The sequence below is a fragment of the Halorubrum trapanicum genome (genome assembly GCF_017873555.1).
Classification (GTDB): domain Archaea; phylum Halobacteriota; class Halobacteria; order Halobacteriales; family Haloferacaceae; genus Halorubrum; species Halorubrum trapanicum.
Genome location: NZ_JAGGKE010000006.1, coordinates 1 through 24,938 on the forward strand (window position 1 = coordinate 1; position 24,938 = coordinate 24,938).

The following is a 24,938-nucleotide window of genomic DNA, read 5'->3' on the forward strand; positions in this document are numbered from 1 at the left end:
TTCCGTGAGATCATCCTCTCGTTCGCCCTCAACAACCTCAAGAAGCTCACCAAAACACTATGATCCCGCTCCCGTACCGCATTTTCAATAGAGCACAATCGTCGGCTCTGTTGAAACCCTCAGCAGCTGATATATTTTGGTCCTTCGTGGTCAGTACAGGAGAAGCACGTATCATTCAGTACAGGCGGCATATTTACGTCGGTATTGTTCGATTAGACGACTAATGACTGATTGGGAGCGAGTAAGACAAGAACTCAAAGAGGCGGAGTATTCTGGATTTGAGTTCGATAGCGGCGATACGGCCGTGCCGGGATTATCCGGTGAGTGGGTATCTGGTAATATCCCACGCGAGGGAGGATTGAAACACGAGAACCAACCACTTTGGATACGGATTCTCGACGCGCTACCCGGGGGTGATACTGTGGAAGCCGACCCGGAAAATGCCCCGGAAAGCATACGCAACATCGCCACTGAACACGGGTTGGAAGTCGTGATATTCAGCGTCTCTGCTGACGAGGCACGTATCGCACTTTGTGACCCCTCAAAACATGATTTGTAACGGTGTGTTCGCAGCTCTCATCGACCGGCTGTTTCAGGCGAAAATATGTCTCAAGAATAGGATTTCAACAGAGCCCAATCGTCTTGACATCCTCCTCCGCCTTCAGGCGGAGGAATCCCGAGCGGTGGGAGTTTCAGGTTTGCAACCATGTTTCTGCCACTTTGCGGGAACCCGTTTAACCCAGTCGTCGTAGTCAGTGGCTGTCTGGCGGTGCCAAACCGCCGATACTCCTATCCTCAGTATCGGTGACTCCCATCTGTTGTTTTTGCCAGCAGGGAGTCGCTGACACGTCGGCGGACTCAGAGTTATCGTGAGGCTTGCTCAACCAACAGGCACGAGACGAACGCGTCTAGCATTCGTGTTCACCGTGTTGGCGTTTCGGATATTGTCTCATTAGTGGCGGGGAGACCGCCTCCAAAGGTCGTTCGGAATCGCTCCGTTCCGACCTGACCCTACCGGTATGGACGATGCACTAGTGAGTAAAAGTACGGATTGGAAACTCCGAACTGTCGTCAAACGGAGGCTGTTGAACGTACTGTCGGATTCATCCTGCGCCTAAACGCGCAGGTATTCTCCTTGATTTTCTATAATCTCACCGTCCCCTGTCGGCGTGTTCTCACTGGTGTGAGTGGTTCATCGTGTCTCGGAAGTGTCGCCGCCTGCTTGACTGTCTCCGACTCTCCCGTATCAGATCCCGGGTCAGTCCCTGCTACGTGTGCGAGAGAGCAGTCCGATCGCCAGAAGGGCGGCGAGGAACTGCGGAACCCCGGTCAGCGGTGCCTGCTCCTCGCTCACGACATCGTCAGTATCGTTGGGCTCGATCGAACCGTTGCCGTCAGATGTGGACTCGCTCGAATCTGACGATTCGTCGTCAGTCCCGTCGTTCGATGACCCGGAGTTCGACGACCCGTCCGTGTCCGTGTCGTTCCCGTCGGTTTCGTTTCCGCCGATGGAGTCCGTGCTATTTTCGTCAGTCTCGTTTCCATCGAGTGTATCCGTGCCGTTCTCGTTGGATTCTGTCTCATTCGCGCCTGTACTCCCCTCGCCGTTATCGGATCCATCAGAGGTATTGTCACCGCTTCCACCGGTACTCGCTCCGTTGTCGCTCGAATCGCTAGTGTTCTCCGTGTCGCTGTCGGAGTCACCGTCCCCATCGCCGCCGTCAGCGGAACCCCTATCTGAGCCACCGTCGGTGGTGGCCTCGCTCACTTCGATGCTCGTTTCGGTGATCTCTAGCACCTCCTGTTCGGTGGTATCGGCGATTGACCCCTCCCCGAACACGCTTGAGAACACCTCATACTCACCCTCTTCGTCAGGGACGGTTAGCCCGGTCTCGTACACGAACGTGTCTCCAGACGTGTCGGTCGCGTCCGCCTCGATCTGTTCCGGTTCGCTGCCGTCCATCACCACGAGTTCCACCGAATCGATCGCCGGTTCGTCGTCGGTTATCGAGTCGAGTTCGACGGTTGCGTTGACCGTTTCCCCCGGTTTCGCCTCATCTGGGACCGTCAGCTCAGCGTCGTAGCCCGCGACGACGACCGGTTGAGTTGCGCGTCCGCCATCTCCGTCCAACACGAGGAGATACGTTCCCGCGTCGATCTCGTCAGTCGAAAACGTGGTCGAACCGTTGCCGACCATCGGTGCGAAGTCAACCATGCTTCCGCTACTGTTGTAGTGGAGGAGCAGATAGTTCTCGTTTTCCGGCGCCGTCGTCGACGCTTCGATGCCCTCGCCGGGCTCCACGCGCGCAATGGACGTGATACTCAGCTCTTGCCCCCCGGCTTCGACGACGCGGTCAGGGACGTCGATCGGGTCAGGAACCGACACCTCGTACGTGGTGGAGGCCGCTCCGACCGCTGATAGACCCGTAGCTGTAAATAGGAGGACGAGCGTCGCGATGAGTACCAATCGCGATGCTGAAAGTTTCATTTACCGGTTCTTGGAAACTGTCATTGATAAATCTATCTTCATTTCACCCGAAACGGTCCATCTGAGGTGGTAAAAGTCCGAGTCGCTTGCCGCTCGATACGCGCTACTTTCTCGACACACATCTCCAGAGCGACCTCCGAGTGGTAAATAACGCTCCCGAGCCGACCACAGCGACAAGTTACAAACTTTGGATACAATAGACAGATCGTATCAGATAAACCAAACTATTATGTCACTCGATTATGTTATCGACCAGTATGCATCTGCCTAGCCGGCACCAATTTTTTGCGGTCACCTTTGCGTTCATCATGGTCGTTTCCATGATGGCGCCCGGCGTGGTCGCATCTGGGGGGCCAACAGCGAGCAACGGACCGATTGAGCAAACCGGTGACCAGATCGACGGCCAGTCGTCGAACACGACGACGAACCAAACGAGCGACCAGATCGACGGCCAGTCGTCGAACACGACAACGAACGAAACTAGTGACCAAACCGACGGCCAGTCGTCAACCGTAACTAGTGATCAGACCAGCGTCCAGTCGCCGGACGTAACCACGAACAGTGCGACCAACGTCGGCAGATATCTCGCGACACTCAACGGTAATCTCAGCGCTCTCGGTTCTCATGAGGAAGTCGAAGTCTACTTCGAATACGGCGAAGCGAACTCCGGTCTCACCCGACAGACTGAACCGGTGGTAGTGAACGAAACCGGGAGCTTCGAAACGCGTCTTGAGTTCCTTGACCCTAATACTAATTTCGAGTTCCGAGCCGTCGTCGAAGCCAATGAGACGGTTAGAGGAGAGACTCGATCCTTCAGTACGGAATCCGGAGATGTCTCGATTCCGTTTATCGAGGCGGGCGGCGTCGATAACCTGACAGTTTGGGCAGGAGCGGTCGCCCATCCGCGGGTCGACCCGCTCGGAACCCCATCCGACTCCGGAATGACCACTGCGATCCCGCCAACGTTTCTTTCTACCGGAGGCGTGAATGGTCAATTGGACAAAAACAGGGTTTCGGTGTATGACCGCGATCAAAATATTTCTATCCAGTACAACCAGAGACAGGGTGCGGTAATTGACGCCGGGGACTTCCAGGACTCTTCTGTCGACCTCGTCGCTGTGAGGACTGAAACCGGACAGGACGGCGTGCCGGACGTGACGGATATCGACTCGCTCTTACAGAGTGAGGAAAACACCGCGCAGTTCGTCGAACGCGACGCCACTCTCAATAACGGCAGCGCGAGTTTCGTCTTTGAGCCATCGACGCGTGGCAACTACGTATTCTTGGTGATGAACAGTGATTCAGTGGAAATTAGTGAAGGAAATATCACCGAGCGTGACAACGCACGCGTACTCGGTATTGATGTCGCCGTCGTTCAAGACCGAAGCTCCGTCGTCACGCCGACGCGGTCCGACGGGTATCCGGACGCCGAGTACCGACCGGGCGAAAACGTCACGGTGGATGTCGAAACCGAGATCGACAATTCGACCGGAACCATCACGCACGCCGTCGTCCTCTACAATGAGACGAAGCTTAGTGGTGAGAGCATTACTGTCGAGGCCGGGAGTCTCAGCGATGTTAGCTTAGACAACATCTCGTCCAGTACGACGATTAAGCGATTCGACGGGGTTCGCGAGACCGACGGCGATGCCGAGCTCATGGGCCAAGATCTCGGGGATCAATCGGAAATCGGGCCGCTCTTCTCGATCTCCGATCTGGTCGATTTCATCGGGAGCGGCATCGGTGAGAATCTCGCGCCCTCGGAAGGCGAGTCCGTGATCAACGCCTCGATGGTCGCCGTGTCCGGAACGAATGCGGACGCGACTCTCGAGGTCGGCACGCTCGAGAACTTCTCGACCGGTAGCGACGGGCAGCAAGAGTACACGATCGTTCACATCGCCGAGAACAACGAGACCGGTGAACTCGAGACGAACAGGGAAACCGTCACTCTACGGGATCAGCTAGACCCGTACGCAACCGTCGATATCGACGAAGAGGATTCTAGGCTCAACGTGCTGGACGGCGAGGAGATCGTCGTCAATGCGACGGTGACCAACGTCGGTAATGGGACGGTTGACGATGAAGCAAGTCTGTATCTTAACGGTACTCAAGCGGAGAAGTTGACCGGTTTTGAGGAGTCTGACTTTGGTCGGATACCCCAAACAGAAGACATTACTACGAGAATTACGTTAAATGCTGGCGAATCACAACGTCTCTCATTCGCGTATAATACATCTAATGATACAGCTACATCTGATGTCATTGATGAGGTTCCAACCGATCTACCAGTTGAGATTCGAACTAGCAATGGAACCGCCACAACAATTGCCCAAGTCGGCGATCAGGGAGAAAACTTCTCGGTTGATGTCGACCAGGGTGCCTCCGACAACGAGGTCGTCCAAGGCGAGAACCTGACGATCGTCACCAACATCACGAATGACGGAGACATCTCCGGCACCCAAACTATCAGTGCGACGTTGGAAAATACTTCAGTCGAGTATACTACCGAATCGGCCGAAGTCTCGGTCGATCCGGGCGTGACGAAACCGGTCGAGCTCACCTTCGAGAAGGTTGACCTCCCACAGGGTAACTACACCGTCAACGTCAGCTCCGAGAACGACTTCGACGAAGTCGGTGTCGAGGTCCTCCCCGGGCCGGACTTCGATGTCGAACTCACCGCCGTCGACGATTCGGTCGTGGCCGGTAACGCCGTCGACGTGACCGCCACCGTCTCGAACGTGGGCGGGGCCGCGGGCACGGAAGACGTCGAATTCCTGTTCAACGGGACGGCGATCACCACGAACGAGAGCGTCACGCTCAACGCCTCGGAGTCCGCCACGTTCGACTTCTCCGCTGAGACCAGCACAGCCGATATCGGCGAGCGGGACGTCACGGTGCGCGCCGGCGACGCCTCGAACTCGACCACCGTGACGGTACAGTCCCCGGCGGAGTTCGACATCGTCCAAGCCGAATCCGTCGAGGATGTCGCTCCGGGTTCGAACGCCACGATCGAAGCCGAAATCGAGAACGTCGGAGATGTCACCGGCACGCAGAACGTCACGCTGGTGGATCCGCCGGAAGACGACGAACTCGGAGGCAGCAACGAAACCGTCGGTGTGGAAGAAGACGTCACGATCGGATCCGGCGACACGGAGACGGTCGAGTTCGTCGTCGAGACCGAGGAGGAGGACGCCGGCGAAACGCTCTCGTACGCGGTCGCGACCGAGGACGATTACGAGCCGGTCAACGTGAGTCTCCTCTCCGATGCGCAGTTCGACGTCACCATCGATGAGGACGCCACGGACGGGAGCGTTACTGAAGGTGAGAACCTGACTGTCGTTGCCGATATTGAAAACACCGGTGGAAGCAGAGACGAGCAGACCGTCTCGTTCGATCTCCTCGACGAGCTCCCCGACGGTACGGAGACCGCTATCGACGGACCGGAGAGACCTATCGAACTCGGAGCTGGCGAGAACGAAACCGTCGAAGTCACTCTCGAAACCGATGAAACCCCGCCGGGCGCTTACAATGTGTCGGTCCTTTCCGAAGACGACGAGGCCAACCTCGGTGTCGATATTCTCGAAGCAGCCGACATCGGCGTCGGGATAACCGAAACCAATGAGCCGATCGTCGCCGGCGAGCAGCTCAACGTCACGGCGAACGTTTCGAACGCCGGGGAGGCGAACGCGACTCGGGACGTCGAGTTCCTGTTCGACGGTGCGCTCGTCGAAGGCGAGACCGAAGCGGACGTCACAATTGAAGGCGGGGAGACCCGACAGTTCGACTTCACCGTCACGACCGAGACGGACGACTTCGGCGAACCCAACGTCACGGTTCGTGCTGGCGCCGTTGAAGAAACGCGGGCGGTGACGGTCAGCAGACCGGCGGAAGTCGAGTACTCGAACCTCACGTCCTCGGATACAGCCGTCACAGTTGACCAGAACGTCACCGTGACCGCGGACGTCGAGAACGTCGGCGACGTCCAGACGACTGTCAACGCCACGCTCGCGGTCGCACTGGACGGCGAGCAACGAGCCACGCTGAACGATTCGGTCACCCTCAACGGCTCCGAACGGAAGCAAGTCCGGTTCGAGTACGGGTTCGACGACACGGGCACGTACGAACTGACGATCGTCGACTCAGGGATCGATCCACTGAGTATCGAGGTCAGCAACCGAGTCGTCGAACTCAATCTCAGCGCGAACGAGACGCAACCGCTGAACGGAAGCAACGTTCGCTTCACCGTGACGAACGCGACGGCCGATGGCAACCCGATCTCGGACGCGACGGTCACGGTGGACGGAGCCGAGGCGACAACGAACGGCTCCGGGGTGGCGGTCGTTCCGGTGACCGGTGACGATGAGGTCACCGCAACCGCGAGCAAGGAGACGAACGAGACGACGAACACCGCGTACAACAGCGACTCAGTTGAACTGTACGTCCTCCAGCCGTCTGACCTCGAGTACGGCAACCTCTATGTCTCACCGGACGATCCCGAGACGCGAGAGGAAGTCACGATCAACGCGACGGTCACTAACACGGACGACGTCCAACGCGCATACAACGCGACCGTCTACGTCGACGGCGAGCCGATCGACACGACCGAAAACGGTACCCTCAACGCGAGTGAGACCAGGGTACTGATCTTCACCACCGCGTTCGACACTCCCGGAATCCGGGAGATTGCCGTCGGCGATGCCGACATCGACGGTGAAAACCAGACCACGCCTGTCTCCATAGGCGTTGATACCGCGGAACGACAGCTACGCCTTACCGCCAACGAGACCGAAGTCAACCAGAACGACACCGTTGAGTTCATCGTTGAAACCGACAGTGAACCGGCGGTGAACGCCACGATTGACGTCGACGGTGAGGATCTACAGACCGGCGACGACGGAGCGGCGACCTACACCTTCGACGACTCAGGCGAGTTCACTGCGACGGCGACCAAGCCGTCGAACGATAGCGTGGCCTACCTCGATGATTCGGTCGACATTCAGGTCAACGCTCCCGCGGATATCCAGGTGACCGACGTCTCGCCGCTGCGAACCCAGATATACACCGACGAGACCCTGACCGTCGAGGTGACGGTCGAGAACGTCGGCGACCTCCGCGGCTCCGAGGAGGTCAACTTCGCCTTCCAGGAAACTGAGCTCAGCGAGACGACCGCCGAACTGAACGGGAGCGAGAGTCAGACGCTCGTGTTCGAGCCGACCGCGAACGAAACGGCGGGCCAATACCCCGTCACCGTCGAAGACCAGACGTACCAGACGATAACAGTCGATCCCGCTCTCGAAACGACCAAATTCACGGCTCCGCGGACCGTCACGATCGGTGAGGAGCTCGTCGTGACCGCTACCGTGGAGAATCGCGGGTCGGTTCCGGCTGACAAGACGGTCCGGCTGAACGTCAACGGGACTGAGGTGGCTACCGAGACAATTGAGAACGTCCCCGCCGGTGGCGAAGAGACGGTGGAGCTGACGTGGGACACGACCGGAACCGACGTCGGGCCGAAGACGGTCTCTGTCGACGGTCTCACCACGAGAACGGTGACGGTCGAACGCCGGAGTGTCGGCCTCACGATCGCTTCGAACGCGACGGCTTCGACGACGCCCGGAGATCCGGTTCGGTTCACGGTCAGGGCCGACGGCAAGCGGATCGACGGTGCGACAATTCGCGTGGCCGGAAAGACGCTCACGACCGGACCGGACGGCACCAATACGACCACGTTCGAGACGCCGGTCAGGAGTTTCGCACGCGCTCAAAAAAGTAGCACTGATACCAAGCGATTCCGCACCGATTCGACGTTCGTCGAGGTCCGCGAACCGGCGCAACTCTTCGTTGACGAGGCCTTCCTCCCGACTGACGAGACCTACGTCGGCGACGATGTCGAGGTCTTAGCGACCGTCTTCAACGTCGGCGGCGTCGAGGGCACCATCGAACTCAACGTCACGAACGCCTCGGACGAGACGGTCGAGACGCGTAACGTGACGCTTGGAAGGGGTGAGTCGACGACCGTCACGCTGACGCCGCAGCTCAACACGACCGCCGAGACGGAGACCCTCACTGTCAACGGCGTCGAAGCCGGAGACGTCGAGGTTCTTCGGCAGTCGGTCATAACTGACGTCTCGGTCAACTCGACGGCGATCACCACCGAAGACGCCGTTCTCGTCAACGCCACGGTCACGAACCGCGGAACCACCGCGGACGAGGACGGGGTCACGGTCAATATCACCGCTGGCGGCGAAACGAGTAATCTGACTACCGGAACAATTTCCGATGGTGAATCGGAGACGGTCTCCGAGACGTTCGCACCCGACGATGACGTCATCATCTCGGTCGAAGGACCGGCGAATTCGTTCACCCGGTCGGTTACGGTCGACAACGTGGTCGAGGATCTTCAGGTGGAGGCGAACCCCTCGACGGTGACTGAAGGGGAAGATCTGAATATCACCGTTAGGGCCAACGGAGGCCTCGTCGACGCGACGCTTGAGATCGACGGCGATACCTTCGACGTTACCGACGGGACGGCGAACATCAGCACGCCCGACGAGCTCGCCCCCAGCGACTACACCGTAGTCGCCACGAAAGAATCCGATGCCGAAACGAGCTACAACAGCGACTCGGTGGACGTAATCGTTCAGGAACAGGCAGACATCGAAGTCGACGACGCATACAGACTGGTCACGCAAGCGTTCACCGGTGACAACGTGACCGTTGAGGCCGACGTCGTCAACAACGGTGACCTGTCCGGGACCGAGACCATCAACCTCACCGACGGCTCGGGTGAGATTCTCGCCAACCAAACGGTCGACCTCGGTGGCGGTAACGAGACCACGATCACGCTGAACGCGACGTTCGACACCAGCGGAACGCGAACCCTCTCCGTGGGCGACGAAGTGGCCGGTCCGGTCGAGATCGACCCGCAGACGGTCGTGACCGACTACACGGTTTCGAACACGACCGTGACCGTCGGCGAGCAGGAGACGACGCTCAACGCGACGGTTCGTAACCGTGGATCGACACTCGACGAGAGCTTCGCGGTGAACCTCAGCGTCGGCGGCGAGGGAGACGTCGACAACGTCACCGTCACCGACCTCGGAGCGGGCGAGGTCGACCACGTCGAATTCAACCGGACGTTCGACACCGTCGGTCGAACCAACCTCACAGTCAATCAGGAGCAGCCGACGAGCGTCCTCGTCACCGAGCGCATCGAGGACCTTGACATCGACGTCGAAACTCCGAACCCGACTACGGGTGACGAGGTCCGCTTCAACGTCACGAACGGCACTGGCGGTGCCGTCGACGACGCGACGATCGTCGCAAGCGGTCGGGTCCTCGAGACGAACGCCAGCGGACTGGCGAACGCGACCTTCGCCTCCGGTACGATCACTGCGTCAGTGACGAAAGACGGCGATCAGACCACGTACAACCCCGACAGCGAGACGTTCACGGTCAACCGCCCGGCGGACGTGCGGCTGCTCGGCGCCGACGTGGATTCGGACACGGTGTACGCGGGGGAGAACGTCTCCGTCGAGGTCGATCTGCTGAACACCGGCGGGATCGCCGCCGACCGGAACGTCACCCTCGACGTCGACGGGGAGACGGTGAACGCCTCCGTCGAGACGATACCCGCCGGCGACGCGCCGACGGTGACGCTCTCGACGCAACTCAACGAGACCGGCGAACGGACGCTCTCCGTTTCGCACAACGGGACGGACGCGACCCGGCAGTCGACCGTTACCGTCGATCCCGCGACGAGCGTCGCGAACTACACCGTGTACGACACCGCCATCTCGGTGGACGGATCGGTCCGCGTCCAGGCGAACCTGGTGAACGACGGTGGGATCGACGACAACGTCACCGTGGACTTCTCCGTCGACGGTAATCAGGAAGATAGCCGGACCGTCGACGTCGCGGCCGGCGCGACCGACTCGACGAACTTCACGTTCATTCCCGAAACGAACGGAACGAGCACGGTCGCCATCAACGACTTCGAGCAGACCGAGATCTCCGTCGCGCGCGACCAGATTCAGCTCACCCTGACGACGTCGACGCCGACCGTCGCTTCCGGTGAGGACGTTGCGTTCACCGTCACCGACGAGAACGGTGACGACGTCCAGGATGCGACGATCGCGGTTGCGGACCAGCGGGTCTCCACTAACGTCATCGGTGAAGCCGAGACGACAGTTCGGGCAAGTGGGAACTACACCGCCGTGGTGACGAAGACCGGTACCGACGAAGTAGCGTATGAACACGACACCGTCGAAATCAACGTCACGGACCCGATCACAGTTGCGGCGACGGACGACGGAGACTTCGGTGAAGTCGGCGCCGCTCCGGCGGGCGGAACCGAAGAGACCGTCACCGTCGATATCACCAACGACGGCGGCCGTCCGATCTCGCTCGGCCGCGCCAGCATCAGCGGCGAGGACGCGAGCCAGTTCGAGGTCGAAGACGCTCCCGATTCCATCTCCGCGGACAGTACGAGGGAAATAACCGTCGCGTACGCGCCGACCGAGCGCGGTGATGCCTCGGCGACGCTCCGCTTCCGCGCCGATACTCCGAGCGACCCCGTCCGAGAAGTCGGTCTCGCTGGCACCGGCGTCGCCCCCGGGATTTCCGTCAACGCGTCCTCGATCGCGTTCGGCGACACCGACGTGGGTGCGCCGACGGAAACCGTCGAGATCACCAACACCGGTAACAGCGAACTCCGGTTCGAGACGGAGCTGACGGGCGGCTTCGACGGCACGGCGGCAGCGACCAGCCTCGGTCCGGGGAACAGCACCACGGTCGACGTGACGTTCACCGCGCAAGAGCCCGGGACGTACGGCAGTCAACTGCGCTTGGCATCGAACGATCCGTTCAACGGAACCGTGACGGTCGGCGCGAGCGGAACCAGGCTCGGCGGCGAGCTCCTGACCGACCCGAGCGGCGAGTACTCGTTCGGCGAAGTCACGGAGGGCTCCACCGCGAGCGCGAGCGTCCTCCTCGAGAACACCGGGACGGCCGGTCTGACCGTGACGCCTTCGGTCGATGACGAATCGAACGGCACCTTCACGGTCAGCGACGGAGGCGGCGACATCGCTCTCGGACCCGGTGAGTCCGAATTCGTCACCGTGGAAGTGACGCCGGAGGGCACCTCACCCACGGCGAACGTCACCTTCGACACGAACGATCCGAACGTCACGGGCACGCTGAACCTCTCCGCGACGACGCTCACCGCGACGGCAACCATCACGACGCCGGCCGACGACGCTAACCTCACGTTCGGTGGCGTCGCCGTGGGCGGGTCGGCCACCAACGCGACCGTCATCGAGAACACCGGCGACGCCGAACTCGAAATCGAGACGGCCAACGCGCTCTCGAATTCGGACTTCGAGGTCGTCGGCTCGCTCGGCACGGTCACGATTCAGCCGGGAGCGGCCCGCGAGATCCCGGTCAGGTTCACGCCGACGAACCCCGGAGATCGGACTACGAACCTGACGCTCGGAACGAACGATCCGAACAACGACCCGATCAACGTCACGCTTGAGGGCTCCGGTGAGACGACGAACCTCGTCGGAGACACCGGCACCATCGAGTACGAGACGATCGGTGAGGGCGATTCGGTCACGCGCACAGTCACGCTCGAAAACGACGGCACCGAGGAGCTCACCGGGCTCCGCGTCGACTCGAAGACCGGCAGCGGCGCCGGTCAGTTCGCGGTTGACGCCGACACCCTTCCGGACTCGCTTTCGGCCGGCGAGACGACAGATGTCACGGTCGCGTTCGAACCGACCGCGGACGGGAGTCACTCGGCGACCGTGATCTTCGCCGCGAGCGGTGACGTCGCCGGCTCCAGTCAGTACGCGGTCTCGCTCTCCGGTGAGGCGACACCGCCCGACGTCGCGGTCAACGATACCGACCTCCAGTTCGGGTACGTGAACACCGTCGAAGACGAAGACGCGACGGGCACGATCCAGATCACCAACGACGGTCGGTCGGGGACGAACCTCACCGTCGAGGGCGTGTCTATCACTGACAACGACACCGACGCCTTCACCGTCACCAATGCACCGACTGCCGGGACCGATATCTCGAGCGACGGCTCGGAGAGCGTCACCGTCGGCTTCGACCCCGACACCACCGGCGACAAAACGGCCACCCTGGCGATCGAGACGAACGATCCCGACGAAGACACGGTCGAAGTCTCGCTGACCGGTGTCGGCTCGGCCCCGAGCGCGGCGGTCGATCGAAACTCGACCCAGTTCGGTCAAGTCCAGACAAACACGACGAGCGCGTCGGCGGCGATCGAACTCACGAACGACGGCGGCGAAGCGCTCACCGTCACGGACGTCACGACGACCACGGATCAGTTCCGCGTGACGGACGGCGTCGAAGACGACGCGTCGACCGTCGTTCCCGGTGCGACTCGCACCATCGTGGTCGTGGCCGAACCGACTCGGACCGGTGAGCGGACGGCGAACCTCACGATCCAGTCGGACGACCCGGCCGGCGACACGAACGTGACCCTTGCCACGGAGGGTATCGAGCCGGTCCTCAGCAACACCACCCTGAACGGGAGCTTCGGTGATGTCCGCACGGGAAGCTCTGAACGGCGCTCCCTCACCGTCACTAACGACGGGAACGCGACGCTGGAGATCGACGCGTCGAGCATCAGCGGCTCCGACGTCGACGCCTTCACGATCGTGAGCGGCGAACCGACGTCGCTCGCTCCCGGCGAGGCTGAGACGTACTCCGTCGCGTTCGGGCCGGACGAAGAAGCCGAAGAGTACGGCGCGACGTTCGAGCTCACCTCGAACGACCGCGACCTCTCGGTCCCGCTCACTGGTGACGGCATCGCGGGCAACGCCTCGCTCTCCCCGTCTACCAGGGACTTCGGTTCGGTCCAGCTGGGCAGTAGCCGCGAACAGACGTTCACCTTCGCAAATGACGGGACCGCGCAGCTCGAAATCACGAGCATCTCCGTGACCGGCGACGACGCCTCCGCCTTCTCGGTGAGCGGCCTGTCGACCGGGACGATCGACGCCGACGAGTCGAGAACCTTCATCGTCGAATCCTCGCCGAGCGTGACCGGGAGCGCGACTGCGACGCTCGAGATCGATACGGCCCAGTCGGGAACCACCACGGCCAGCCTCGGCGTGACCGGGGTCGAACAGGATATCGAACTCGACGCCGAGAGTCTCACGTTCGACCGGACACGGCTCGGAACGACCACCACGACGACACTCACGATCTCCAATCCCGGCAACGCACCGCTGAACGTGTCCGATCTGGCGCTCGCTGGGACCAGCTCGGACCAGTTCAACGTGACCGAGCCGTCCGTCACCGACGGCTCGCCGCTGACGGTCGAGCCCGGGAGCAGCCGCGAAGTCGAGGTGGCCTTCTCGCCGCCGGTCGACGATGTCGAGGAGGCGAAAAACGGCACCGCCCAGACCGCGCGGCTCCTCGTGAGAAGCGACGATCCCGACGACGACGAGAGCACCCTCGAAGTCGCACTCGCCGGTACGGGCAAGACGCCCGAACTCCGGGTGAGCAGTGACGCGATCCGGTTCGGGTCCACGTCGCTCGGCGACACGTCCACGCGCGAGCTGACGGTCACGAACGACGTCAGCGCGACTGCGAACGTGACCATCCGGACCGTGGCCGCTTCGGGGGGTATCGGCAACGAATTCACCGTGACCGACGCCGGCAGGGACGCCCTCGAACCGGGCGAATCGACGACTGTCACCGTCGAGTTGACGCCGCAGGTCCCGGGCGCGAAGTACGGGTCCCTGAACGTCATCACGACCGACCCGCGCCAACCCGGCAAGTCGGTGTTCCTCTCGAACAGCGAGACGATCGTGACCGTCACGTACGGTAGCGTCATCGCCTCCTACCAGAACGTCCAACCGGGACTCCAGCCCGAGCGGTCGTTCCGCCCGTACCCGGACGACGACGCCGAAGTGATCGGGACGCAGCCGTTCGTCCAGACCAGCAGCGACTTCAACATCACTATCGACGGCTCGCCGACCCCGTTCGGTCAGGCGGTTAACGAGACCGAATACACCGATATCCGGTACCTCTCGGCGACTAAGTCGAACCTCTCGGCCAGTTCGCTCGAGAACAACACCTTCACGTTCCGCGTGAGCAAGTCCAGACTCTCCGAGCTGGATGCTGATCCGTCTAACGTCACGCTCCTCCGGTACGACGGAAGCGAGTACACCACCGTCGAGACCAGCTACCTAGCGGGCAGTACCAGTAGTATCGCTGGAAGCAATTACATCTACGAGGCGACGACCGACAGTCTCTCGCAGTTCGCCATCGCAGTGCCTGTAGAAGATCAAACGGATGACGACCCCGGCGACGACCCCGGCGACGACCCCGGTGACGACCCCGGCGACGACCCCGGTGACGACCCCGGCGATGACCCCGGCGACGACCCCGGTGACGACACCGGAGACGATCCCGGCGACGACACCGGAGACGGTACCGTCCCGACGCCGCCCGACATCGACGGTCCCGTCGACGTCGAACCGCCGGAACCGCCGGCGGACGTCGACGTCTCGGTCGACGAGACCGCCGACATCGAGGTCGATGCCGATACCGGCCAGTCGAGAGCAACCTTCGGCGAGAACAACACGGTCGAGTCGGTCGCGTTCGACTTCGAGGTGGAGGGCTCCGTCAACGCCCGCACGCTCGACAGCGAACCCGACGAGACCGGGCCCGCACCCGGTTCCTCCGTGGCCGTCACGCAGATTTCGGTCGGGGACCAGCTCGAGAACTCCTCGGCCACGATCCAGATGCGCGTCTCCAACGAGCGGCTCAACGAGACCGACGCTGACGCTGAGGACCTGCGGATCAACCGCTTCGCGGACGGCGAATGGCAGGGACTCGAGACGGCGATCGTCAACGAGACCGACACCCACGTTCGGATCGAGGCCCAGACGCCCGGGTTCTCCTACTTCGCGGCGTCCGCCGTGAGCGAACCCGAAGCGGTCGCTCAGGTGACGCCCGAGACGGTCGAACCCGGTGAGGAGGTCGAACTCTCGGGTGCCGAGTCCACGGACCAGTACGGCGACATCGCGGCGTACGACTGGAACGTCGCCGGCGAGACGCTCACCGGCGAGACGGTTACGACGACCGTCGACGAGACCGGAACGATCGAAGCCGAGCTGACGGTGACGAACGACGCGGGCGAGACGGACACCGCAACCGTCTCGTTCGCCGTCGAGGAACCGGCCGGTGACGGGACCGGCGATGGAACGGGTGACGGGACCGGCGACGGAACAGGCGACGAACCGGCCGAGGAGCCGGGCGGATTCCCCGTGGTCGCGCTCATCCTCGTGGTCTTCGTCCTCGCCGCGGTGGCGGTCGTCGCGCTGTACGCCCGCCAAGAGGAGTAGCTCACGACGAACCTGGTCGGCCGGCGTCGACCCGTTTTTTGACGCGATTCTCGAAGAACTCCCACTCGTGCGCGAGGTACGCGGTCATGAAGCCGAGAGCGTATCCGACGAAGTGGACGTACACGTTCGTGACGCTCCCGCCGGCGGCGACGGTCTGTGGGAACGCCGTCGCCAACAGGAGAATCCACGTCCCGGTCCCGACGATGACCACCGGATCGGACGCCGATGCCCGCCAGCGGTCGTGGGAGTTCGCCAGCCGCCGTTCGTGACGAACAAAGGACCCGCCGAACAGGACACTCAGCGCCACTCCGGCCGTTCCGACGGCGAACGTGAGCGCCGACTGCGGCACCGCGAGTATCGCGATACCGCTTATCGAGAGGAAGAACGCCGTGAGCAGCAGCGTCGTGTCGATCGGTTCCCCGCGGTTCGCCTCGATGTACCGCCCAATCGCGACCGGGAGGAACCCCACGAGCGCCATATTCACCCCCGAGAATCCGTACGTGACCGCGTCCCGAGGGACGGCGAGGTTGAGCAGCGATAGCGTCACGGGAAATATCGATAGCGCGGCCACGAGGGCACTGAGAAACAGCCACGGGGTCCGCGCGTGGCGAGAGAGCGCGTAGAACGCGCCCGACACGAGCAGAAATACGGCGACGTTCCCGGCGAGATGCTCCGCGGAGAAATGAACGAACGGGGCGGTGTACGCGGTCCAGAGCGACGGGTCAGCATACGCGAACGACAGCGTGCGGCGAGTCGACTCAGCCAGGCCGAACACACCAATGATAATTGTCATAATGACCCCAACTGGAATGAGAGCGAACAGCCTCTCAGGATTCGCAAAATTATCAAGACCAATTGACAATTTCGTATTCATATGAAATCTCGACGATGAGGGCTATAAACTTCTCCTGTAAAATTATCAAATATGGTTTTAAACGTCGTTTATTGGATGTGAAAACGAAGTAAGTCGTCGTAATTCTCACATATATCTATAAATTTTCTTTTACTATTCGGGATGAGATTCGGAAGCGCCGACGACTCGACCGCGTTCAGCGGAATCGCTCTCCGAGACGGCCGGTTTTTTGTTTATTCGAGACGGAAGGTCACTCCGTGACGGGTCCCTCCTCACCGCGACCGCTCGTCGTCTGTACGGAGGTAACACGGCGGTACGGTTCCGACGGCGGCCCGTTTACGGCCGACGGACGGACCGTGACGGCCCTGGATTCGGTTTCGCTCGACGTCGCCGGCGGCGAGGTGGTCGGCGTGGCCGGTCCGAGCGGGAGCGGGAAGTCGACGTTGCTCCACCTGCTCGCCGGACTCGACACGCCGACGAGGGGGGAGATCGAGGTCTGCGGCACGACCGTCGGCGCGCTGTCCCGCCGCCGACGAACGGCCTTCCGGCGGGAGAACGTCGGGATGGTGTTTCAACGGTTCCATCTGCTCCCCGCGCTCACCGCCCGCGAGAACGTCGCGCTCCCGCTGGTCCAAGCGGGCGTCGCTCGCTCGGACAGGCGGTCTCGCGCGAGCGAACTCCTCGCTGCCGTCGGGCTCGACGATCGGGGGTCGCATTACCCGAGCGCGCTCAGCGGCGGCGAGCAACAGCGCGTCGCCATCGCCCGGGCGCTGGCCGCCGACCCGGCCGTCGTCATCGCCGACGAGCCGACGGGCGAACTCGACAGGGAGACCGGCGAGCGCGTTCTCGACCTCCTCACCGACGTGAGCGACGGCCGTGCCATCGTCGTCGCCTCTCACGACGAGTACACGCTCGGCCGTACCGATCGCGTCGTCCGACTGCGCGACGGTGCCCGGCAATGAGCGCGCGACTCCGACGAACCGCGGCGGTGATCGGACTTGGGGTGCGGCGCGTGTTCGGCCGGCTTCGCGGTGTCGCACCCGGACGCATGGGTGTCTGTATCGCGGGCGTCGCCGTCGCGGTCGCGCTGTTGTTCGTCGTCGCGAGCGTGTCGATCGGCCTCGCGGGCAGTACGACCGTCGAGAGCGAGGACATCGACTACTGGATCGTCCCGGACGACGGCGGCACCGGGAGCGTCCCGCTGGAATCGGAAGGCGCCCGCCTCAGCCAGGTTCACACCATCACCGCGGACCTCACTGCCGACGACCGGATCGAGTACGCGTCCCCTGTCGCGTTACAGCCGCTTCGCTTGGAGAACCCGTCGACCGGCGACCGAGAGTACGTGATCGCGCTTGGGGTTTTACCGCCCGATAGCCAGCGGCGCGTCGCCGACATGCGGCTCGGACCGCTGAGCGAGGCGTACCCGTACTACGCCGACGGCGAGTACGACGGCACGTGGACCGGTGAGTTCGTCGCGTCGCCGGCGGTCGCAGATCGGCTGGCGCTCGACGTCAACGACACCGCCGCGGTCGGCGGCGCGAACCGATCGCTCACGCTCGTCGGCGTCAACGATCGCGAAATGGCCGCCGGGTTCGGTGAAGTGCCCGCGATCGCGATGCCGCTCGCGGAGCTACAGTCGCTGACGGGCCTCGCCGAGGCGGACGAGGCGGACCAGATCCTCGTCAGCACGACCGACCCGAGCGTGGAGTCGGTGCTCGACGCGATCTATCCGCGCACGGAGGTCGTCTCGCGCGCCGGCCTCACCAGCTTTCAGACCACGTCAACGAGTCTGCCGCTGGCGATGGCGCTCGCCGCCACCGTCGTGGCCGGCGGGATCGGCGTCGCGTTCGTCGCGACGATGATGGGGCTGGAGCTGACCGCCGGTCGACGCGAACTGGCGGTGCTCAGCGCCGTGGGGTTTTCCAGACGCACCCAAGCGCTGGTCGTCGTCTCCGAGACCGTCACCGTCGCCGTGATCGGTGGGGTTCTCGGCGTCGGTCTCGGCGTATTCGCCACGTTCGCGGTGAACGCGGGGGTGGCCGCCGCGATCGGCGTCCCGTCGTTGGCGACGATGACGCCGGCGGTCGCCGGCTACGCGTTCGTCGTCGCGGTCCTCGTGGGACTGTGTGCCGCCCCGTATCCGCTGTATCTGACGGTCCGAACGGACACGCTGGAGGAGCTCGGATGATGTCGCGAGTCCGCGCGGCGCTCGGTATGACCCGGATCGCGGTTCGACAGCTTCGCTCCGACCGAATGCGGACCGTCTTCGCCGTGGTCGGGGTGGCGCTCGCCGTGCTCTCCGTCACGCTGCTCGCCGGCGTGGGTGCGGGCGTCGTCTCGACGGGGAACGAGATGTTCGACGAGTCGGGCCGCGACCTGTGGGTGTCCGGTGGGCCGATCGACATCGCCCCCGGCTCAGTCGGGGGGTTCCGGAACCCGATCCCGAACGCGCATCCGCTCGCGGAGGAGATCGCTGCCCACGAGGACGTCGAGACCGCGGTTCCGATGGCGTTTCAGGTCGTCTACGTGAGCACGGACGGCGAGGGGTTCGAGACGACAGTGGGGAGCGGGGTTCCGGGGGCGGGCGGGAGTTCCGTGTCGATCCGAGAGGGAGAGGGGCTCACCGGTCCGAACACCCACTACGCGGACGGGACCTACGAGGGGGAGATGACCCGTCAAGCGATCGTGTCCCCCGAGACCGCGGAGGAGTTCGATCTCTCGGTCGGCGACACGGTTCACGTCGGCGGCACCATCGCGAACGCTCGGCGAAACGAGTTCGAAGTGGTCGGGATCTCGCCCACGTTCGAGAACTTCCTCGGCACCGGCACCGTGACGATCCGACTGAGCGAGCTACAGACGCTCACCGGGAACGCGTACGACGACCGCGCGACGCTGATCACGATCCAGACGGCTCCCGGGGCGAACCCGGAGGCGGTTCGCGACGAGCTCGCCGCCGAGCACCCGGAGTACACGTTCCGCACCAACCAGGAGCAGCTCGTCTCGCTGCTCGAACGGCAGGCCGTCGTCCTCGCGGCGGGCGTGAGTCTGGTCGGTCTCGGCGTTATCGCCGGCGGGGTCCTCTCGTTGAACGTCCTGTTGTCGATGATCTACATCCAGCGGCGGTCGCTGTCCATCCTTCGCGCAGTCGGCGCTACCCGCCGGAGCGTCGTCGGCATCGCGCTCGTCGAATCGCTGGCGATCGCCGCCGCGGGCTACCTGCTCGCGATCGCCGTGACTCCCCTCCTCGCCGGGAGTCTCAATCGAATCGCCTTCGCCGTCACGGGATTCGAGGGACTCGTCCGAGTTCCGACGTACGCCTACCTCGCGGGCGCGGGCGTCGCGTGCGGATTCGCACTCCTCGGCGGCACGCTCGGCGCGTGGCGGGTCGGCCGTGTCGCGTCCGTGAGCGCCCTCGAACGGTGACCGCGGGACCGAGTAATTCGGCGAACGACATATAGGTGAGAGGGTCCTACCGACGCCGTAGCGTCGACATCTCGCACGCGCCATCAATGAACCTCCGATCGCTGGCCGGATCCGGTGTGACGGCCCTTCTCGTCGTCGTGATCGTCGCCATGCTCGTCGGCCAACAGCTGGGCCAGCCGATCGTTCTCGGGTTCGTGCTCACCGGCAGTATGAACGCCGAGCCCGCGAACATGGCCCCGGGCGACGGCTTCGTCGCAGTTCCGCCGTCGATCGCCGGGGACATCGAGGAGGGCGACGTCGTCACCTTCGAGGCGCGCGAGCTACAGGGTGGCGGGCTGACGACGCACCGGGTCGTCGACGAGACCGACGAGGGGTATATCACGCGCGGGGACGCGAACCCCTTCACCGATCAGGACGGTCCCGAGCCGCCGGTTCAGGAGTCGCAGATCGTCGCGGTTGCGTTTGAGCTCAATGGTGAGGTGATCGTGATCCCGCGGATCGGACAGGTGACCTTGGCCCTTCAGGCCGGATTCTCCGCCGCCGCGTCGGCGCTCTCCGGGATCCCCGGGCTGGATGGACTCGCCGAGGGGAACGTCGGCTCGTCGATGGTCCTCGTCGGACTGCTGCTGCTCGCGTACAGTCTCGTCGCCGAGGGCGTCGGCGGCACGAGCCGCCGGTCCGACCGCGGCGATCGCTCGCGTGACCGGCGCAGCGAGATGAGTTCGGTCCTGGTTCTCGCGGTGATCCTCCTCCTCATCACCGTCCCGGCGACCGCAAGCATGGTGGTTCCGTCGGGAACGGACGACATCACGATCGTGAGTTCGCAGACGCCGAGTTCGAGCCCCACCGTCATCGAGCGCGGCGGCTCGGTCGAGTACAGCTACAACTTTACAAACGACGGTATCATACCTCGGATCGCGACTGTCAACGCGGCCAGTACCGGCGTCGATGTCGCGAACAGCTCGCTCATCGCGAATCGGGGTGAGACTGCCTCAACGACAGTTACCATCCACGCGCCCGAAGAGACGGGAGCGTACGTTCGGTCGGTCTCCGAGTGGCAGTACGTCCAGTTCCTCCCGGCGCCGGTCATCCTCTCGCTTCACGCGGTCCACCCGTTCGTCGCTGTCGCCGCCATCAATGCGGTTATCGTCGCGGTGGTTACTGCGGTGTACGTGTCCGCCGTCGGACTCTCGCCGTTTCGGTTCCGTGACCGGGAACGCGAGCTGTCGTTTTCTGACCGTCTTCGACGGATACTCCGGCGGTGGCGGTGACCGCTCCGCCGCCCGGATCGATCACACGCCGATCGCCAGTCGAACGTTCCAGCCGGTGAGCAACAGCCCGACTCCGGTCGCGACCACCGGGGGCCAGTAGTACGAGAACCGTTCGCGCCGTCGCGCGCCCTGGACGCTGACCGAGATCAACACGAGTAACACGAGCAGCTTCAACAGGAGAAATCCGGGGATTCCGCCGGCGCTCAACAACCCGTCGACGACTGGGTTCGCCTCGACGAATCCCGGACCCGCGAGCGTCGCGTACAGCGTGGAGACGACGTCGCCGACCCCGTACGTGAGCGCGGCGAGAAACCAGAGGGCGTAGAACTCGCGGGACCGGGTTCGGTACAGCGGTTCGCCTGCGTTGAGGTCCGGTGAATCGACAGCCGTTGTTCGCGACACGATCTCCGCCTCGCTTCCGCCGTCTCCCTGACCCGCATCCGGGTCGTCGATCGCCGCGAGCAGCGTGTCGATCTGCCGACGCCGGGCGGCGATCTCGCCGGTCAGCTCTCGGTAGCGCTCGTCGTCTGCCAACTTCGCGTCGTCCCGCCGCCGCTCCATCCCTCTGCGCCGCGCCACGAGCGAGAGGTACGTGTCGACCGCGCTCGAAACGGCGCCGCGGTCGGCGAGACGTGCGACCGTCTCGCGGAGTTCGCCACGATCGATCGGTCGCGGTACGTACTCGTCGATATCGAGTCGAAACACGTCGTTCCCGACGCGACCCCCCGAGAGAAGCCCGACCTGACAGTCGAGGTTTCGGGCGCGCAGTCGACCGAGAAGCTCCTCGGCCGGCGGGTCGGTGAGCTCGCCGTCGAGGAGGACGACGTCGACCCCGTCGAGCGCGTCGAGCGCGTCGAGCGCGCACTCGCTGTCGCCCGCGATACGGACGCTGTGTCCCTCCAGCCAGCCGGCGTACTTCTCGGCCTGCTCGCTGTTTCCTTCGACTATCAGGACCGTCACGTCGGTGTCACGGGGCATCCCACTCCTCTCTTACTTGCGTTGCCGGAGCCATAAGACCGCGGGAACCGGTCGGGTAAGGAGCCAACGACACCCCTACGAGGTGTCGGACGATGTGAGCACCGTGAGGAACAGGTCGCCGTTTTGAGACAGATAATCGATCCTGACGGAGTCAAGAACGACCGAGGGCTATCGAGTTCAGCTGTCGGTCGCCTCAGCGCTGATCGTGAGAGTGAACGTCGCGTCGTCGTTGAAGTCCGAGATGTCTCCGTTGAGCAGGTCGATTTCGGCCCCGAAGTTGACCGCCTCTCCGCTGTCGAGGCTCGTGTCGTAGTAGTCGTCCGAGAGGATGTTGGTGTCTCCTGTCGCCGCAATCGTCTCACCGTTGGCGACGATGCCGAACGCCTCTTCATGATCTGCGTTGGCGTCGTCGGACCCCGTACCGGTCACATCGACCGTAAATGTGATCGAGTCGACCGTCTGCGTTCCGTTGTTGGTGACGGCGACCAGTTCTTCGAACGTCGTCACGGCATTCTGGTTGAGTCCGTTCCCGTCCGCGTCACCAAGTGTGAGCTGGATCGTGTCGCCCGAATCGTCGACGTACGGGCCGTCCTCGTTGACAGGCGTGAGTGCCAGGAGCGCGTCCGCGTCGCCCGTGGTCTCCACGGAGACCGTCCGCTGGGCCTCTACCGTGTCGAACGCGCCGGTACCCAGGATTGCGCCGCCGCCAGCAACCAATCCGCCCAGTCCGATCAGGACGCTACGTCTGCTTGCCATACCTGTCCTCTGTGGCCTACCCACTTTGTATTGAGTCGCTTGAACCGTCGCAAGCCGATCCGAACCGCGGTATCGATGGGCTTGAACCGCGTATCGCGGTGGCTGAACGGCCGGATGATTTCCGGGATTCCGCGGTCGCCGCGGAAAGCCCGTCAATACAAAGCCGTCGAGCGACGAGGGGCTGACACGGGCGCGTTTCCGCGCCGAACCCCAAGATGCCCACGCGACGACAGACCGCACTCGGCCTCGGCTCGATGGCGCTCGGCAGCGCCGTCGTCAGCTCCGCGTCCTTTCTCTCGGAAACGACTGCGGCGGCAGACCTCCGGGTCGTCGTCTCCTCGGAACTCTCGCTCACGCCCGGCCGTGCCGGCGAGGAATACGTCCGAACCGACGACGACGGCGAGGTCGAGGCGATCGTGATCGAGCACCTGAACCAGCGGGCGATCTCGCAGTTCGAGGAGCTGGTCGAGGTGACGAACAACGGCGACGTGCCGTACGACCGGCTCGCCTTCTCGTTTTCCGCGGCGGGCGATGACCCCGACGCGTCGAGCGTTGCGGTCGCGGAGACGCTCCGGGTGGTCTCCGCCGACGAGCCGACGGGGACGGACGCGCAGGGACGGACGACGGTGCTCGCGGACTCCGGCGAGACGTTCGATGCCGGCGACGTAGTCACGTTCGGACTGGTCGTGAACCTGATCCCCGACGACGCGCCCGGCAACCTCGAAGAACTCCCCGAGCAGTCGAGCGTCACGCTGGAGATCGCCGCGATCGACGAGGAGTAACTGCGATCTGATACTTTTGGCGCTGGACGGATCTCTCAATGTTTGGTAGCACGGACCACGAATTGACACCATGCGCTATCATACCGTTAGCGTCTGCCGATTTCCTGTGTGGATCTGGTCTCGTCAAGCACCGCTTGAAGCCGCTTCCGAGTCCGGATCTGGATTCAAGCCCCTCCTTCGATCGTTTCAGGTAAGCTAATACTAAGTGGATACCTCCGTATGAGGTGAGTAGGTGGAAGCTATATGGTCAAGCGACGCAGCATGGTGGTCGGTCTCGGGGCGTTGGCAACAGGAAGCGGCGCGGTCTTCTCGTCGGCGGCACTACAGAGTACGAGTGCGAGCAACGCCTCGTTCCAAGTGTACACCGTTCAGGAGCTGAACGTCACGCGCGGTAGTAGCGATTACGACCGGGAAGACAACAATATCTCGAAGGCAAGTGACCTCCCGCAGGCCGATGTCGACGGCGACACGCAAGGCGATGATCTCAGTGTTAATGTGGCGACGAAAAACAACGCCTCCAGCCAGTCGTTGGCTCACTTGCTCGACGTGGAAAACAACGGCACGGAACCCGTCAACGTGGCCTTCGGATTCAGTACGTTCGGCAGCATCGTCGTCGACGGTGATTCGACAAATCCCGGAGACGGCGAAGTCACAGAGGATCAGGTTCAGGGAATGTACAGTTTCCAGGTAAACACGAGCGACTCATCTGACGGGATCAACAGTGATAACGGAACGGACATCTCCCCCGGGACCTCAAATGCGAAGGACGCCCCTCAGAATTATAAAACGATCCCGGCTGGTGAGACGTTGGCGGTCGACCTCGTCGTCGACGCACCAAGTGAGGTCGTCTCGGCTATCAATCAGGCGTCGGATCCAAGTGGCAACCCGTTCGACAAGGAAAGCCAGGCCAACACGACACTCGTCAATGAGATCCTCGTCGGAACCGAGAGTGACCTAACGAGTACGGGTAATCAATAATCGGCAACCGGCTCATGACAT

At 62.9% G+C, this 24,938-nt stretch carries 13 protein-coding genes; 8 read left to right on the forward strand and 5 right to left on the reverse strand.

Going from position 1 to position 24,938, the window contains the following annotated elements; all coding sequences use genetic code 11:
* Nucleotides 1-223: 223 nt before the first annotated feature.
* Nucleotides 224-559, forward strand: a complete 336-nt coding sequence (locus J2744_RS08030) for a hypothetical protein (RefSeq protein ID WP_209546479.1) — start codon at nucleotides 224-226, stop codon at nucleotides 557-559.
* 699 nt (nucleotides 560-1,258) lie between these two features.
* Here J2744_RS08030 and J2744_RS08035 read toward each other — a convergent pair.
* Complete coding sequence (locus tag J2744_RS08035; RefSeq protein ID WP_209546481.1) at nucleotides 1,259-2,488, reverse strand: hypothetical protein; 1,230 nt, start codon at nucleotides 2,486-2,488, stop codon at nucleotides 1,259-1,261.
* A 506-nt stretch (nucleotides 2,489-2,994) separates the two neighbouring features.
* Nucleotides 2,995-3,390, reverse strand: a complete 396-nt coding sequence (locus tag J2744_RS08040; RefSeq protein WP_209546483.1) for a hypothetical protein — start codon at nucleotides 3,388-3,390, stop codon at nucleotides 2,995-2,997.
* Between the two features lie 1,635 nt (nucleotides 3,391-5,025).
* Here J2744_RS08040 and J2744_RS08045 point away from each other — a divergent pair.
* On the forward strand, nucleotides 5,026-15,876 hold the full coding sequence (locus J2744_RS08045) for a choice-of-anchor D domain-containing protein (RefSeq protein WP_209546485.1): 10,851 nt from the start codon (nucleotides 5,026-5,028) through the stop codon (nucleotides 15,874-15,876).
* A gap of 1 nt (nucleotide 15,877) precedes the next feature.
* On the opposite strand, the gene J2744_RS08050 is transcribed toward J2744_RS08045, so the two are convergent.
* Complete coding sequence (locus J2744_RS08050; RefSeq protein WP_209546487.1) at nucleotides 15,878-16,669, reverse strand: rhomboid family intramembrane serine protease; 792 nt, start codon at nucleotides 16,667-16,669, stop codon at nucleotides 15,878-15,880.
* A 317-nt stretch (nucleotides 16,670-16,986) separates the two neighbouring features.
* On the opposite strand from J2744_RS08050, the gene J2744_RS08055 reads away from it, so the two are divergent.
* From J2744_RS08055 to J2744_RS08070, 4 genes are all read left to right on the forward strand, one after another.
* Nucleotides 16,987-17,691 carry an ABC transporter ATP-binding protein gene (locus tag J2744_RS08055; protein WP_321169796.1) on the forward strand — a complete coding sequence of 235 codons (705 nt, stop codon included), beginning with the start codon at nucleotides 16,987-16,989 and terminating at the stop codon, nucleotides 17,689-17,691.
* 86 nt (nucleotides 17,692-17,777) lie between these two features.
* The gene (locus tag J2744_RS08060) at nucleotides 17,778-18,917 is read left to right on the forward strand and encodes an FtsX-like permease family protein (RefSeq protein WP_209546489.1); all 1,140 of its coding nucleotides are present in this window, start codon (nucleotides 17,778-17,780) and stop codon (nucleotides 18,915-18,917) included.
* The gene (locus tag J2744_RS08065) at nucleotides 18,917-20,152 is read left to right on the forward strand and encodes an ABC transporter permease (protein WP_209546491.1); all 1,236 of its coding nucleotides are present in this window, start codon (nucleotides 18,917-18,919) and stop codon (nucleotides 20,150-20,152) included. Before J2744_RS08060 ends, J2744_RS08065 begins: the two co-directional genes overlap by 1 nt.
* Before the next feature lie 116 nt (nucleotides 20,153-20,268).
* Nucleotides 20,269-21,423 carry a S24/S26 family peptidase gene (locus tag J2744_RS08070; protein ID WP_209546493.1) on the forward strand — a complete coding sequence of 385 codons (1,155 nt, stop codon included), beginning with the start codon at nucleotides 20,269-20,271 and terminating at the stop codon, nucleotides 21,421-21,423.
* A 21-nt stretch (nucleotides 21,424-21,444) separates the two neighbouring features.
* Here the strand turns inward: J2744_RS08070 and J2744_RS08075 are convergent, their stop codons facing one another.
* Both J2744_RS08075 and J2744_RS08080 read right to left on the reverse strand, forming a co-directional pair.
* Nucleotides 21,445-22,401, reverse strand: a complete 957-nt coding sequence (locus tag J2744_RS08075; RefSeq protein ID WP_209546495.1) for a HalX domain-containing protein — start codon at nucleotides 22,399-22,401, stop codon at nucleotides 21,445-21,447.
* A gap of 177 nt (nucleotides 22,402-22,578) precedes the next feature.
* Nucleotides 22,579-23,157 (reverse strand): hypothetical protein, encoded by a 579-nt coding sequence (locus J2744_RS08080; RefSeq protein WP_209546496.1) that lies wholly within the window; start codon nucleotides 23,155-23,157, stop codon nucleotides 22,579-22,581.
* Between the two features lie 215 nt (nucleotides 23,158-23,372).
* On the opposite strand from J2744_RS08080, the gene J2744_RS08085 reads away from it, so the two are divergent.
* Nucleotides 23,373-23,939 (forward strand): hypothetical protein, encoded by a 567-nt coding sequence (locus tag J2744_RS08085; protein ID WP_209546498.1) that lies wholly within the window; start codon nucleotides 23,373-23,375, stop codon nucleotides 23,937-23,939.
* Nucleotides 23,940-24,182: 243 nt separating this feature from the next.
* Complete coding sequence (locus J2744_RS08090) at nucleotides 24,183-24,917, forward strand: hypothetical protein (RefSeq protein ID WP_209546500.1); 735 nt, start codon at nucleotides 24,183-24,185, stop codon at nucleotides 24,915-24,917.
* Nucleotides 24,918-24,938: the final 21 nt, after the last annotated feature.